Genomic DNA, 13305 nt, shown 5'->3' with positions numbered 1-13305 from the left:
CCGTGCCACGCGCGCGACAGCAACACGCACACAGGAGAGAAGGGCGACCGGCTGGGACTGCCCGTGGTGCCGGTCGGCCGCCGAGTCGAGACCGCCGACATACCTGATCCGACCGATGAGGCAGTGGCGGCGGCGCTCGCCGGGACAGGCAGGAGCCCGGCGGCGAGGAAGAGCCTCGTGCGGTTCACGAAGTCCGGTCGGCGGCCTCCTGGTCCTGTTGGCCGGCGAGCTGCCCCTGCACAAACGGGTCGCTCGCGGGGTCGTAAGGCCCGTCGTGGTCCGCCAGGCTTTCCACGATGCGCTGCCATTCCGCTTCCTCGATTTCCCGTCGCTCACGCTGCTCGTCCGATGCGGAGCTCTCTTCCAGCGAGTGCTGTGCGGCTCTGAGCGCGGCTTTGGCCTCGTGGTGTGTCATCCCAGTGGCCTGTTCACGAACGGAAGACCACGCGGCTCTGGTCGCGGGGATGGGCTCGCCCATGTCTGATGTGTCTCCTTCGGGAAGCACACGGGAGTGAGAAGGCTTGGTCATGTTGGTCCCAGGGTTGTCGAGTTGCGGAGTGCAGGTCCGTCCGCAGACTGGCGCAGGTGTACGTAGTGGCTGTTGTCCGCCGACTCGGGTCGTTATTCCTGCGACAAGGGTCCGGGAGACGCCGTACTGCAGCTGAAGGCGTCATTCAACGCACGGCCGTGTTCTTCGGCGGGCCTCCGTCGCACACGTCGGGCATCAAACCGTTCGGCTCGGGGGCGGGCCGATCGGCGATGTGCTCCGAGCGCACGTCACTCACCCAGCTCCCTGCCGGCCGGTGCCAGGACCAACTCCACCGCCTCGGCCAGGAGTACGACTTCTTGCGGCGTCCAGCAATCAGACCGTTGGACCGCAGTCTCCGCCGCACAGAAGCGACACACCGAATTCGGCCCGTCGCAGCCGTCCAGCCCGCAGCAACCGTTCACGGCACCGGGGCATCATCCGGGTCCGGCCGTGGCACCTCACGGACGGGGCAGGTCACCTCGGCATGGCACCGACGGCAACGCCGCAGTCATCGTCTTCCGCCGGCCGTAAGTGGGAACAGACCGCGTGTGCAGTTGCTGCAGAAATACGCATCCTGCGCAGAAGATCACGAGTCAGGCGCCGGTCGAGTGTGCTCCGCCATGCGACTCCGGGATACCGCGCCCGCAGATGCGACAGTGCCCTGGTCCCGAGCCCGCTGCCGTGGAACTGGCCCTCCATGGCCACGCCAGTGATCACGCCCTGGGCACACTGACCGCATACCTGGTACATCACCTGCCCGATCACCTTGCGGATGTGCACCAGCAGCAGGCACTGCCGCCCCTTCCCCTCTGGCGCGGGAGACTGCAGGAGCTCAATGGCACGGTAAGCGAGGATTCTGCGATGCCGTCGCCCCCTGATCCGTCCAGGGCGCGCGTGCCTGCCGTGCCGGCGCTCTTTCGTCAAGGCCGGCTTCAAGCGCAGCCGACGCAGTGCGGTGGTGATGGGCGGTGCGGTGGTCATGGGCAGCGCATGATGTCCCTGCATGCAGCGCGTCTGCCCCGTCACCCCCGACGAATGTCTCCCTCATTGAGGTGCGCAACGCGGCCTGCTCACCGAAAGGCCAGCTCTATGTCCGGCGTTTCGGCGGTCTGATCGACCGGCGCCCACACCGCCGGGTTGTCGACCACGCGACGGAGATCGGTCATCCGAAACCTCCCGGGCCAGTGGGACAGCACCGGTGCCGCGTTCCTCGTGAGCCCGATGAGTGGAACGCTCCACTTCAATGAGTCAGGCTGTACCCATGCGGTCGCCCTTCCGCTCAGCTTCTCAACCAGCAGCCGGCAGTCACAACCGGCTCCTCGTCACCGTCGCGCAGTGTGTGCCATTCGCGATCGCACTGGTCGTGGTCGCGATCGAGTTCTCGCCCGCACACTTTCTGTATACCGGCCCCCTCCTGACCGCGACGCCGGCGCTGGCCACGGTGACGATGGGCCCCAAAGGCACCCTCGCGGCAGCGGCGGTCGCCCTGGCCGTCAGCGTGAGCACCGCCACCTACAACCAGGCGTGGGGCAGTCAGCAGGTTTACACGAACTTCCTGGCGATTCTCCTGGTATCCGCAGCCAGTGTCACGACCAGTAGTGTGATGCATACACGCAGGCAGAATGAACTCAACCAGGTACGCCGGATCGCCATAGCGGCACAACGAGTCATACTGCGGCCCGTGCCCGCCCGGCTGGGCCCTGTGCGGACGGCCAGCATGTACCTCGCGGCAGAGACCGGGGCGGAGATCGGCGGTGATCTGTATGAGGCTGTACAGACCCGGTACGGGGTCCGGATGATCGTCGGAGACGTCCGCGGCAAGGGGCTGCCTGCTGTGCGCTCGGCCGCGGCCGTGCTGGGCGCCTTCCGGGAGGCCGTGCACTACGAGGATGATCTGGCGGAGGTCATCAACCACTGCGCGGCCGCGCTGCGACGGGAGCGCGCCATGCCGCGGGGGATCGATCAGGAGGAGGATGCGCAAGATCAGGCGGAATCGTTCGTCACCGTGCTTGTGGCTCAGATGCTGGACACGCACATGGTCGAGTTGGTCAACCGTGGCCATCCGGCGCCGCTGGTGCTGCACCAGGGCAGGGTTCAGGCCCTGATGCCCACCTCACCACTGCCGCCCCTCGGTCTGGAAGACCTGATCACGGGTCTTCCCGCCAAGGCCGAGAGTTATCCGTTCGCACCCGGCGACCATCTGCTGCTGCACACGGACGGCGTGATCGAAGCCCGCAATCGCGACAACGACTTCTTCGCCCTGCCCGAGGCCATGGAAGCGGTGCAGGCGCGCACCCCGTCCGAGTTCCTGGAGCAACTGCACCAGGAATTGATCCGCCACACTCAGGGCCGCCTGGCAGACGATGTGGCGATGGTCCTCGCTGAAAGGGTCGACGAATAAGCCGGCCAACAGGTCGGCGCAGTACAGACTCTTGAGCGGCGGGGACGGGCGTGGTCACCCCACGCGGGTGCCGCTGCGAGCGGTGATGTGGGGTGGCGGGGTGATGCCCTCCTTGAGCACCGGATCGGGTTCCGGCTGCCCAAAGGAGGTCACCAGGGGCAGGACGCCGGCCCATACCCCTAGTTCGGCGTCGGGTCCGTCGCCGTCGTCGGGTCCGCCGGTGCGGATCTTGACGGAGGCTTCCTCCAGCGACAGGGCGAGCAGCACGGTGGCCGCCAGCTCCTTGCGGTCCGGCTGACGTGCGTAATCCCACTGGCCAGGAGCGGCGTGCTGGGTCAGGCAGCGCAGACCGGCGAGTTTCGTCTCAGGGTCGGTGATGAGACGGGGCGTGCCGTAGATCATCGCGCTGCGGTAGTTGACGCCGTGCTCGAACACCGACCGGGCGAGGACGAGGCCGTCCACGTACGTGACCGTGACGCACACCTTGGCGTTCGGCGCGGCGACGAGGCTCCTGCTTGCCACCGAGCCATGGAAGTACAGGCTCCGCCCGTCGCTTCCGTAGACGGTCGGGACGACCATGGGATGCCCGTCGACGACCACACCGACATGGCACATGAAGCCGGCATCCAAGATCGCGTCGAGGGCTGCGCGGTCGAGGCTCCCCTGCTCCCGCAGCCGGCGGTGACGCGTGCGGTCGGTCGCGGGCAGTGTGGGCGGCAGTGGGCTCTGGTTCACGTGACCTATTCCAAGTAGCGGTTGAATGAGGGCCTTTGGCGCGCGGTGGGCGGCACAGAGTCGCGCACCGAGACGGGCGGGGCCGGTGGAGACGACCGGCCGACGGCGGGAGCGTCATCCGGCACTGTCGACGTGCGGTCCCGGATCTCCTACGGGCAGTGCGCAAGGGCCTGCCCAGGCAGTCAGCCTCCACAACCGCATGCTACCGATACCGCAATGAATTCGCCATGAGCCAACGAAATTAGTTGTGTGCACCTGGTGACTCAACGAAATCATTCACGTAGCCATCACGGGGGTGTGCGAGGGCACTTGATCACCGGTGCGCGCGAAAGCGGACGCCCTCACATCGATCACCTGCAGTCGCCCCGACCGGCCCCTGTGACCTCGGCCCCATGCCAAGACACCAGGGCGTCGTCGGCCGCACAGCCCAGGTACGCGGACCCGTCACCACCCGGTAGGCAGCCGGAAATCCCTGAAGTCCGCACCCCGCAGCACCGGTTGGTCCACGGTGGCCGGCGGGATCGTGCGCCTGGTGGGTCTTCTCGTCGTCCGGCGCCGGCGGGTGCCCGAAGCCATCGCGGGCCGTCCAGGACGGAGGATGCCTGGATGATCCTGGTACTCGCAGGGCGACCCTCCGCTTACCCGGATCCGCCAGAATGGAGCCATGAGCAACGCCGACCTGGGCAGCTGCCTGCGCGCCTGGCGGGACCGTCTGGCACCCGCCGAAGTCGGCCTGCCGACCGGCCCGCGGCGGCGCGCGCCAGGGCTGCGCCGCCAGGAACTCGCCACCCTGGCCGGGCTATCGGTTGAGTACCTGGCCCGGATCGAACAGGGCCGCGCAGGACGGCCCTCAGCCTCGGTCCTCGGCCCCCTGGCGCGTGCCTTGCGGCTGAGCGAGGAGGAACGCGACCACCTCTACCGGCTGGCCGGACACTCCTCGCCAACGCCCGGGATCGCGTCCGCGCACGTCACGCCGGGACTGCAGCGAATCATCGACCGGCTGAACGATGCCGCGGTGGTGGCGGTCGACCGCGGTTGGCACGTCGTCCTGGCCAACCCGCTGGCGATCACACTTCTGGGTGACGACGCGACGGGAGAGGACGGTGAACGCAACGTCCTGCGCCGACACTTCACCGGACTGCCGTCGCGAGTGATCCGTACACCCGCCGAAGCCGCGGCTTTCGAGGCGTACGCCGTCGCTGACCTGCGCGCGAGCCTCGGGCGGTTCCCCGACGACCCGCACTTGATCGGGCTCATCGACGAACTGCAGTCGGTCAGCCCGCGCTTCATGGAACTCTGGGCGCGGACCGACGTCGCGTCGAGCACCTCGCAACTCAAATCGGTCGAGCACCCCGAGGTAGGGCGGTTGACACTCAACTGCGATGTCCTGGAGGCCACCGGCTCGGCGCTCCGCCTGGTCGTCTACACGGCGGCTCCGGGTACACCCGACCACCAAGCCCTGGCACTCCTCTGCGCCGTCGGACCGCAGGCTTTCGGGTAACTCCCTTCGCAACGGTGAGCGCCGCAGGGGCAGGGATGGCACTGGGCCCGCCTTACGGAAGTGGCGCCCCGCGGGCGGTGAGCCAGAGGTCGTACCACTCCTCGTGGCTGAGCTGCGGCTCGCCCAGTGCGGCGTCGCGGCAGGCACGGATGCGTTCGGGACGTGCGGTACCGATGACCGGTGCGATGCGGGCGGGGTGCCGTTGCAGCCACCACAGCAGGATCGTCTCGGGACTTGTGCCCTTGTCCTTGGCCAGCGCAGCGACGAGACGTGCGGTCGCATGCTCGTCCGGTGTCTCCTGGCGACCGGTGAAGCGGCCCTGAGCGAGGGCCCCCCACGCCTGGACGTGCACGTCGTTCGCGCGGCAGTACTCGAGCGTTCCGAGCGGAAAACCGATGGCCGCCGCCTGGTCCGTGTTCACCACAACGCCCGCCTCGACCCAGTCCCGTCGCTGCAAGCTCATCTCCAACTGGTTGACGACCAACGGCAGATCCAGGGACTTCTGCAGGTGCGCGATCTGCGCGGCGCTCATGTTCGAGACGCCGAAGCGCCGCACGAGCCCCTGCCGGTGGAGCGAGGACAATGCCGCAGCGACGTCGTCGGGGTCCGCCAACGGGTCCGGCCTGTGCAGCAGCAGCGCATCGAGGACATCGATGCGCAGGCGGGCCAGGCTCTCCTCCACCCGCTGCACGATGGTGGTCCCGCGCAAGTCGTAAATGCCCGGCCGCTCACCGTCCGCGAGACGGATGCCGCACTTCGTCTGCACGACGATGCGCTCACGCAGCTCCGGTGCACGGTCCATGACCTCGCCGAACACCGCCTCGGCCTTGCCATGCCGGTAGATATCCGCATGGTCGAAGACAGTGATGCCACTGTCCAGCGCCGCTTGCACAGCAGCCTCCGCAGTCGCGATGTCCCTCGCACCGTAAGGCTCTCGGTCCCAGCTGCCACCGAGCCCCATACACCCGTAGACCAGCCGGTCGGCTGCTGTCTTTTCCACCGTCGTCGTCACTGCGCCACCCTACGGCTGAACAGCCGGCTCGGGTCCACCCAGCGGCACGCAGTCGAGGACTGCGTTCCACGAGCTGCTCAAGGCTGTGGACGCCGACGAGGACGGCTTTCGCCGATGGCCTTGCCGAAGCGCCGCTGCGGGACGGCCGTCGCCATCTCGGCAGCTGTGCGCTTCCCAGCTCGCCAGTACGTGGCGAGACATGAGCCGGGCACACTCAGAAGCACGGATCCGACCAGCGACGGCAGGAGCCGGGAGTGGAGTACTAGGAGGCCGTTGGAGTCTTCGGCGCGTTCAGGTCGCGGTTGATGATGCGGGAAGCGCCTTCGACGGTGGCGACGCCGTCGTTCATCGTGCGGTTGCCGTGGGAGAGCACGACGATCTCGTACTCGTGACCTCCGCCAGTGAACGCGCCGATGCTGTGCACGCGCCAGCCGTTGGTGGCACGCGGCAGCCAGCCGTTCTTCAGATGGACCGTCGCCGTGCCGGGCGCCCCGGCCGACACCCCCCACCGCTGGTCGGGGACGACTCGGTTCATCCGGCCGAGGGCGTATGCGCGTGCGTTCCGGTCGAGGACCGGGTTGTCCGAGGAGAGCAGGCGCAGCAGTTTGAGCTCGTCACTCGCGGTGATCTGCGTGCGCCCCCAATAGCCCTTCGGCCCCGCGACGGTGTCCCGCATTCCCGCCAGGGTCAGGAAGTGCTGGATGCCCTTGGGACCGATCTGTCGCCACAGGGTGGACGTCGCGTCGTTGTCCGATTTGGTGATCATGGCAGTGGTCAGGTCCACCTCGTGCGGCGTGAGGTAGCGGTGCTCCTCCATGACCTGCCGCAAGAGGGCTCCGAGTACCGTGACTTTGACCACACTCGCCGAATCGAATGCCGCGTCGGCCCTGAACGCGCAGGAGGTCGCCGTGCGCCGGTCGTAGAGCGCGAGCGCGGCGGCCCCCTGGCGCCCGCGGAGTGCGCCTGCGATGTCCTTCGACAGACGGTCCGCCAGCCCTGGCTGTCGCGACGTGCACGTGACCTGCGCACCGCCGACCGTTGCGCCGGCGATGCTCGCCACGGCCGGCGCGGCCGTTGCGAGCGCAGCGAGCGTTGTCCCGGCAGCCAAGACCGTGGCCAGGCCCCGTCGCGCGCGGGTCGATATGTGCGTTCCGAGCATGAAAATTCCGTCCCGCTCCGTGTCTGCGATCACGTCGGCAGGCCGTCCGCGACCTGTTTGGGAGTTCGACGCCCTGCAAGTGTTGGCGGGCGTTGGCCGCTGTCTCGCCGCCCGACTGGGCCGCCCCGCAAGACTGGCGCTGCAGAGCGTAAAAACGGGAGGCGGCACAGGAGCCCGAGCTTGTTCACCGGCGGGCAGCCTGACGAGCGTCCCGGTCCCTGAACAACGGGACCCTAACAGGGGCGAGGGTGAGAACAACACGAAGAAGATGCTGAATTGTCCGTTTTATGCCTTTTCTTCGTGTGTGATGCTTGTCAACCTACTTCGTGCGGCCGGGCTTCGTGCATCTCCCACTCTCACCCCGCACGGCTTCAGGGCTGCGCGGCACACACCGCCGCAGTCCCCACCCCCTCGGCACTTTGATTCGCGGCCGGCCTCCAACATCGGGGCACGGCGATCCGCACCAGAGCGGAAGGCTCCGGGAGTAGGCGCGACACGGACGCTGAAGAGGCAGCCGCGCGCCGGCCGTCCAACTTCCGGACGGGGAGGCTCGCGACACCGATCCCTGTAATGATCACCCGATGAGTGATGACCAGCGCATACACCCGTCCAAGGTGGCCGGCGACCGTGCGTCGCTGATCGCGTTCCTCGACTACCAGCGCGCGACCCTCGCCATGAAGTGCCAGGGGCTGACCGGCGAACAACTGAAGCAGAAGGCGGTTCCAACCTCGGGCCTGTCCCTGCTCGGCCTCGTACGGCATGCGGCCGAGGTCGAGCGGAGCTGGTTCCGGATGGTGCTGAACGGCGAGGACTGCAAGGCCCTCTGGCCCAGGACCAACGGCGAGTTCGCCGAGTTCCATGTGGACGACGCCGACGTGGACGAGGCGTTCGTGTTCTGGCGCGAGGCCTGCGAAGGCTCCCGCGCCTCCGCTGACGCCGTCGAATCCCTCGACGACGCGGTGGACTTCCGGGGCGAGGTCATCTCGCTCCGCTATGTCCTCACCCACATGATCGAGGAGTACGCACGCCACAACGGCCACGCCGACCTGCTCCGCGAAGCCATCGATGGAGAGGTCGGCGAGTAGGACCCCGGGCGACCCGGCTCAGCGGCCGTCACCGAGTAGGCCGACCGGGGCGAGCCGGAGCCGGTGAGCAGCAGCCCAAGCAGTCGGTCAGGTGGAAAAGGACTCACTGCCGCTGCACCGAAGTAACGACCTCTCAGGCGCCCTTGCGGGCGATGCGGCTCAAGGCGGCGCCCACTCGGGCGTCGGGCGGGTTGTCCGAACCGTCAAGGCCGAGTTCGTGCGCCAGCCTCTTCAGGTAGACGTCGACGGTGGACTCGACCAGTTCGGCATGCGCCGTCCCGACGCGTCGGCCGCGGCGCCAGGCCACGAGCCCGACCACGACGGCGCCCACGGCCGCGGGCCACCAGAAGCAGCCGAGGATGGCGTAGCAGCCGGCCCACACCGAACCGGCCACCGCTGCGTCGAAACGGGCCCGCGAGGTACGGAGTTCCGTTCTGACGTCGTCCGGCAGCACCAGCCACAGCCGCGTCCAGCATGAGGCGAGGTCGATGCCGTACTGGTGGTGCAGCCGGGTCTCGGTCGCGGCGAGGCAGTCCCCTGTGAAGGTGGGCCTGCGCGGCGGGGCGAGCGCGATCCTGTCGCGGCGGGCTGCGCGCTCGTCGAGGTCTTGCCGCAGTTGCGCTCCGCGCCGGTGTGCCGGGGTTGCGCTGCGGAGCGCCGTGATCTCCGCTTGGATCTGTTCCCAGCGCCTGAGCCGTCGGGCCGTCAGCCAATCCGTCAACGGCCGTGCCAGGGATGGCCACTCCCCTGTCCAGATCCGCTCGGCGCCCCTGGCGCATGTCCGTACGAAGGTGCCTGCTGCCACGGAGGCGAGGACGACCGCCGCGACGGCGGCGATCTGCCCCACGGTGGACCACCGCGCCGCCTCCGTCGCCCAGTGACCGATCCGCTCGAGCAGAGCGGACCGGTCGAGCGCGGCCCCTTGGCCGAGCACCGCGCCGGCGGCCGCAGCCGCGACGAAGATCAGTCCTGGAGCGGCCAGGGCAGAAATCCACTTCTCGGCCAGCTTCTGGCCGAGACTGTCGAGGAGAGGGGCCACCGGCTCAGGCCTCGACGACGCGCAGCGGCCGGTCACGCAGCCAGCAGCGCCCCCCGGCCGGAAGCTCGCCCCCCGGCTGCCGGACCAGATTCAGGCTGCACCACCCATCGGGGCAGCGGTATGACTCGCCCGCGGCGTGCGGTATCGCGCCGGGGATCATGTCACCGGGCTCCTCTCCGCGCACGGGGCCGAGCTCACTCAGCACATGCGCAGGAATGTCGAGCGCCGCGACAGCCTGCAGCACGGGGGTCTCCGCGAGGACGGCGCGTACGGCGCTGTGGAGTTCGGCGAGAGTGCCCGCCGCCTCCATGTCCTCGAGCAGCCAGGGCAACGCCGAGCAGAACCCTGCGCGTCTCTCCCGATCGTCGTTCATCGATCCTCCTCGCTGTGTGCGGGAACGTGGCGGTCCTCGGGCCGCTACGGCCCGCTGTGGATGACCGACGCCCAGAACAGCGGTTCGCCGTAGCGAGGGTGCTCGCGCAGCACCCTGACCGCTCGGTGCAGGGCGTAGGCGGCGCCGGGGGTGTCCGGTGCGCCGAGGAGCCGGTACACCTCGCGGGCGAGCAGCGGGCCCATCTCGTCCTCCACTGTCCACAGGCTCCCGATCACCTGCCGGTAGCCGCACAGCTGGAAAGCGGATGCGACGGAGACGACCTCGTCGGCCAGCTCTTCACCGGGAGCGGCACTGTGGCAGGCGGACAGGTAGGCGAACTCGGCGTCCTGCAGCCGCTCGGCCGCAAGCTCACGCAGCCTCAGATCGCCGCCGTACAGGAGAAGTCTGCTGTGCGACGGGTCGGCTGGGTCCCGTACGCCATGGCAGGCCAGGTGCGCGTGGGTGTGTGTACGCAGTGCGGCCAGCACCGCCTCCGGCGTGGCGTCCGCATCCCGGAGCTCGGACCGGTGGCCGGGCAGATCACCCGTCGCGGACAGCTCTTCGTCCAGGGCCGCCAGCCGTGGGTAGGTGTCGCCGGCGTCCACGGCAACCGCGACCAGCGAGGTTCGGCCGGCCTCCGGAGCGGGCCTGTCGCGGGCGTGCAGCAGCGAGAGAAGCGTCGGGACGTAGGAGGAGACGACCCGGTCATGGGCGTACACGGCACCGGATCGCCCGTCCCCCTCGAGCCGGGCGGCGTGCAGCGGCAGCAGGGAGAGGACGCCGGTCGGACACCACCACAGCCTGGGCAGGGGCTCGTCCGGCCGCCCGGGGCGGTCCAGGCCCAGCCTCTCCAGGACCGGCCCCACGATCTCCTCGCCCAGCCACCGCAGTGTCCGCTTCAGCTCACGGTCGTGCACGTACCTTTCCCCGCCCGTGGTGCCCGGCGTTGCAAGCTTCGCCACAGCGGTCTGGAAGGCGCTGACCCGGTGGCCGATCTCCTCTCGCGTGACGCCGCGCAGGGGCAACACCTCGACGGCGCTGCGGCCGGAGCGGCGGCGTATCAACAGGGCATCGCACCCCAGCGGGGACACGTTGATGACGGCGACGGGCCCGTCTACCGCTGCCTCACTCAACTGCGCCCAGTCCGGCGGCCGGTGGAAGTGACCGAGGCCGGGGAGCGCGCGAATCTCTTGGACCACCCGGTCGAACTCCGCCGCCGACGCCTTGCGCTGCTCCGGGCTGCGATGTCGCGCGACCAGTTTCGCGCAGACCTGTTCGTAACGGCCGGCCAGTTCGGGGGAGGCAGCTATCAGTTCGTTGTGACGTCTCCGCAGCTGCAGTGCCTGCGCCAGCAGGACCCCGCGTCCCTGTTCCAACCGGATCAGCGCCTGGCGTGGCCGGCCCGCGGTGATCTCCACGGCCGCGGCAGCGTTCGCCAGTGAGTCCACCTCGCGCAGCCGCACCTCCTGTGACTCTCTGCCCAGCGCCCGCCCGGTCAGCTTGGGTAGCAGGTCGGTGAGCGCCACGCCGAAGGCGGTGCGCGCCTGGCCCGGATCTCCGAGCGTCACACAGGTCATGGCCCACAGAGCGGCGCAGTGCAGCCGGGTGCGCACGTCTTGTGTGGGCGCGAGCGCGGTGGTGCGGTACTGCTTGACGGCCTCGACCAAGTCATTCACGGCACGCCGGTTCCGGCCCCGCGTGGTCAGCAGATGCCCCAGTTCCAGACGGGCCAGTTGCTGGTTGGGCCCGGAGTCCGACGGCTTTCCCGCCACCTGCCTGAGGATCGCCTCGGCGGCGTCGAGGTCAGCGTCCTGCGCCGTGTGTGTCCCGCGTTTCGAGAGTGCGACGGCCAACTTGATCAGCATCACGGGACGGTCGTGCTGAGCCGGCGGAGTGGCCGCTACGGCGTACTCCAAGTGGTTCAGTGCCTCGTCCAGTTCCGCCGTGTCCCCATAGGCGTCGAACCGTGCGGTGAGGACGGCGGCCAGATTGGTGAGCCGCTGGGCATGGGTGGTCGAGGCGGCTTGCTCGGCGGGGTGCGGATGACGGACGGCCGCGGTGGCCGCCTCCAAGTCGGCGAGGTCCCCCGAGGAGGCGTACCGGTCCAGATGTGCCAGGCCCAGGAACGAGACGACCGTTGCCCGTACCTCGTCATCGAGCGGGCCGGCGAGGGCTTTTGTGAGTTCGGCGATCGAGCCGTCGAGGTCGGCCAGCTCGCCCTCCATCTCAAAGCGCATGCGCAGTGCCTGGCCCAGTTCGATACGACGGTGAGTGCGCTCAGGCTCACCGGTCGGGGGCGCGTCGACGGCCGATCGCAGCCGGCCGATCATCGTGTCGAGCCGGTCCAGATCCCCGTCCCGCATGTAGTGGGTCAGCTCGGCCGCGCTGCTGCCCTCGGCCACCGGGACCGGTGGGGCCTTCGCCTGCGTCCGCATGAGGACGGTCATCATCTCCTGGCGCGCCGGATGACCGGCGGGCAGCGCGGCGACAGCCTCACGCATGCAGTGGACGCCGGCGGCTCTCCTCCGCTTCGTATCGCCTTCGTCACCGTCGAAATCGGACATCGTCGCCAGGGCCGTACCGAGGTTGAAGGTGATCTGCGGTTCGGACTCTGTCCCCCGCGCCCTTTCCCGTGCCCACATGATCAGTACCGTGGCCAGGCCGACCCCTGCCTCGTCCTTGGCCGACGTGCTCGCAAGGAGCAGCGCAATGCCCACGGCGTGCACAATCTCGTACGGCGGCACCACCTGCGGCGGATCCTCCGCAAAGGCCCCGCGCAGCGGCTGCGGCACGGCATCGGGACGCAACGCGTGCACAACCCCGAACAGGAAGGTACACGCGTGGTGATCCCACGCCCGCTGCTCCTCGGGCACGTACTGGCACCGCGCAAGGTGGTAACAGGCGGCAAGGTAGACCACATCGATGTCTACACCGTCCGGGCCGCCCGTCTGGTGGGGCGTCAGCTTCTCGCGTACGTCGTAGAGGAGCTCGGCAATCTTGTAGTGCGTCCCCCGCGCCAGCACGTTTTCCGACGGCTCGAACACGAACGGTACTGCCTCGTCCGGTGCGGCCATCGCCTGCCGGACAGCAGCGTGAAGCTTTGGGTGTAACTCACCCATTCTCGGTCCCCCCGGTCCCCCGTCCGCCTCAGCGGTGGCGCTCAACGGTATCCAGTAGGACAGGTCAGGGCGGGGCCAAACGGGGAAAGATCTTGCGATGGGCTGCGCGGATCCCTGGCGTGGATCGTTCGAAGGGCGTGCGTGGAGTGGCTCTGCCCGGCTGCCGCACGGCGTGATCGTCGGTGACGCGACGCGGCTTCCGATCGGATCGGTTCGCGCAGAGGCGATGGTGCTCACTGGGTTGCGCCGTCTGCGCCCATGACGCGGCACCCGTGCTTGCCGGGCGCGCACGGGTTCTACGGGACCGTGGCGTGCCGGTCTCCACCGTGAACAAGGATGGCGACGCGTTCAG

11 protein-coding genes are annotated in these 13305 nt (G+C 68.9%); 3 read left to right on the top strand and 8 right to left on the bottom strand.

The features are described 5' to 3' along the window. Positions 1-184: 184 nt before the first annotated feature. Both OG966_RS38880 and OG966_RS38875 read right to left on the bottom strand, forming a co-directional pair. Positions 185-478: a hypothetical protein gene (locus OG966_RS38880; RefSeq protein WP_326654827.1), complete on the bottom strand. Its 294-nt coding sequence runs from the start codon at positions 476-478 to the stop codon at positions 185-187. 525 nt (positions 479-1003) lie between these two features. Continuing rightward, a complete protein-coding gene (locus tag OG966_RS38875; protein WP_326654826.1) occupies positions 1004-1510 on the bottom strand; it encodes a hypothetical protein in 507 nt (168 codons plus the stop codon). A 358-nt stretch (positions 1511-1868) separates the two neighbouring features. Here OG966_RS38875 and OG966_RS38870 point away from each other — a divergent pair, with 358 nt between their 5' ends. Continuing rightward, positions 1869-2930: a PP2C family protein-serine/threonine phosphatase gene (locus OG966_RS38870; RefSeq protein ID WP_326654825.1), complete on the top strand. Its 1062-nt coding sequence runs from the start codon at positions 1869-1871 to the stop codon at positions 2928-2930. 54 nt (positions 2931-2984) lie between these two features. On the opposite strand, the gene OG966_RS38865 is transcribed toward OG966_RS38870, so the two are convergent. Continuing rightward, complete coding sequence (locus OG966_RS38865; protein ID WP_326654823.1) at positions 2985-3665, bottom strand: pyridoxamine 5'-phosphate oxidase family protein; 681 nt, start codon at positions 3663-3665, stop codon at positions 2985-2987. Between the two features lie 664 nt (positions 3666-4329). On the opposite strand from OG966_RS38865, the gene OG966_RS38860 reads away from it, so the two are divergent. Further along, positions 4330-5166, top strand: coding sequence for a helix-turn-helix transcriptional regulator (locus OG966_RS38860; protein WP_326654822.1), 837 nt, complete (start codon positions 4330-4332; stop codon positions 5164-5166). Positions 5167-5218: 52 nt separating this feature from the next. On the opposite strand, the gene OG966_RS38855 is transcribed toward OG966_RS38860, so the two are convergent. Both OG966_RS38855 and OG966_RS38850 read right to left on the bottom strand, forming a co-directional pair. After that, on the bottom strand, positions 5219-6178 hold the full coding sequence (locus OG966_RS38855) for an aldo/keto reductase (protein WP_326654820.1): 960 nt from the start codon (positions 6176-6178) through the stop codon (positions 5219-5221). A gap of 262 nt (positions 6179-6440) precedes the next feature. After that, positions 6441-7337, bottom strand: a complete 897-nt coding sequence (locus tag OG966_RS38850) for a serine hydrolase (protein ID WP_326654818.1) — start codon at positions 7335-7337, stop codon at positions 6441-6443. 581 nt (positions 7338-7918) lie between these two features. Here OG966_RS38850 and OG966_RS38845 point away from each other — a divergent pair. Then, entirely contained in the window at positions 7919-8422 is a 504-nt protein-coding gene (locus OG966_RS38845; RefSeq protein ID WP_326654817.1) for a DinB family protein, read from the top strand. Between the two features lie 133 nt (positions 8423-8555). On the opposite strand, the gene OG966_RS38840 is transcribed toward OG966_RS38845, so the two are convergent. From OG966_RS38840 to OG966_RS38830, 3 genes are read right to left on the bottom strand one after another with little or no spacing between them, the layout of a single operon-like run. After that, positions 8556-9461, bottom strand: coding sequence for a hypothetical protein (locus tag OG966_RS38840; RefSeq protein WP_326654816.1), 906 nt, complete (start codon positions 9459-9461; stop codon positions 8556-8558). 4 nt (positions 9462-9465) lie between these two features. Beyond that, positions 9466-9834 (bottom strand): hypothetical protein, encoded by a 369-nt coding sequence (locus OG966_RS38835; RefSeq protein WP_326654815.1) that lies wholly within the window; start codon positions 9832-9834, stop codon positions 9466-9468. A gap of 44 nt (positions 9835-9878) precedes the next feature. Beyond that, on the bottom strand, positions 9879-12878 hold the full coding sequence (locus OG966_RS38830) for a CHAT domain-containing protein (RefSeq protein WP_326654814.1): 3000 nt from the start codon (positions 12876-12878) through the stop codon (positions 9879-9881). Positions 12879-13305: the final 427 nt, after the last annotated feature.

The sequence above is a fragment of the Streptomyces sp. NBC_01750 genome, assembly GCF_035918095.1.
In the GTDB taxonomy this organism is placed as follows: domain Bacteria; phylum Actinomycetota; class Actinomycetes; order Streptomycetales; family Streptomycetaceae; genus Streptomyces.
Note: the sequence above shows the minus strand (reverse complement) of the source record. Positions and strands in the feature narration are given on the sequence as shown.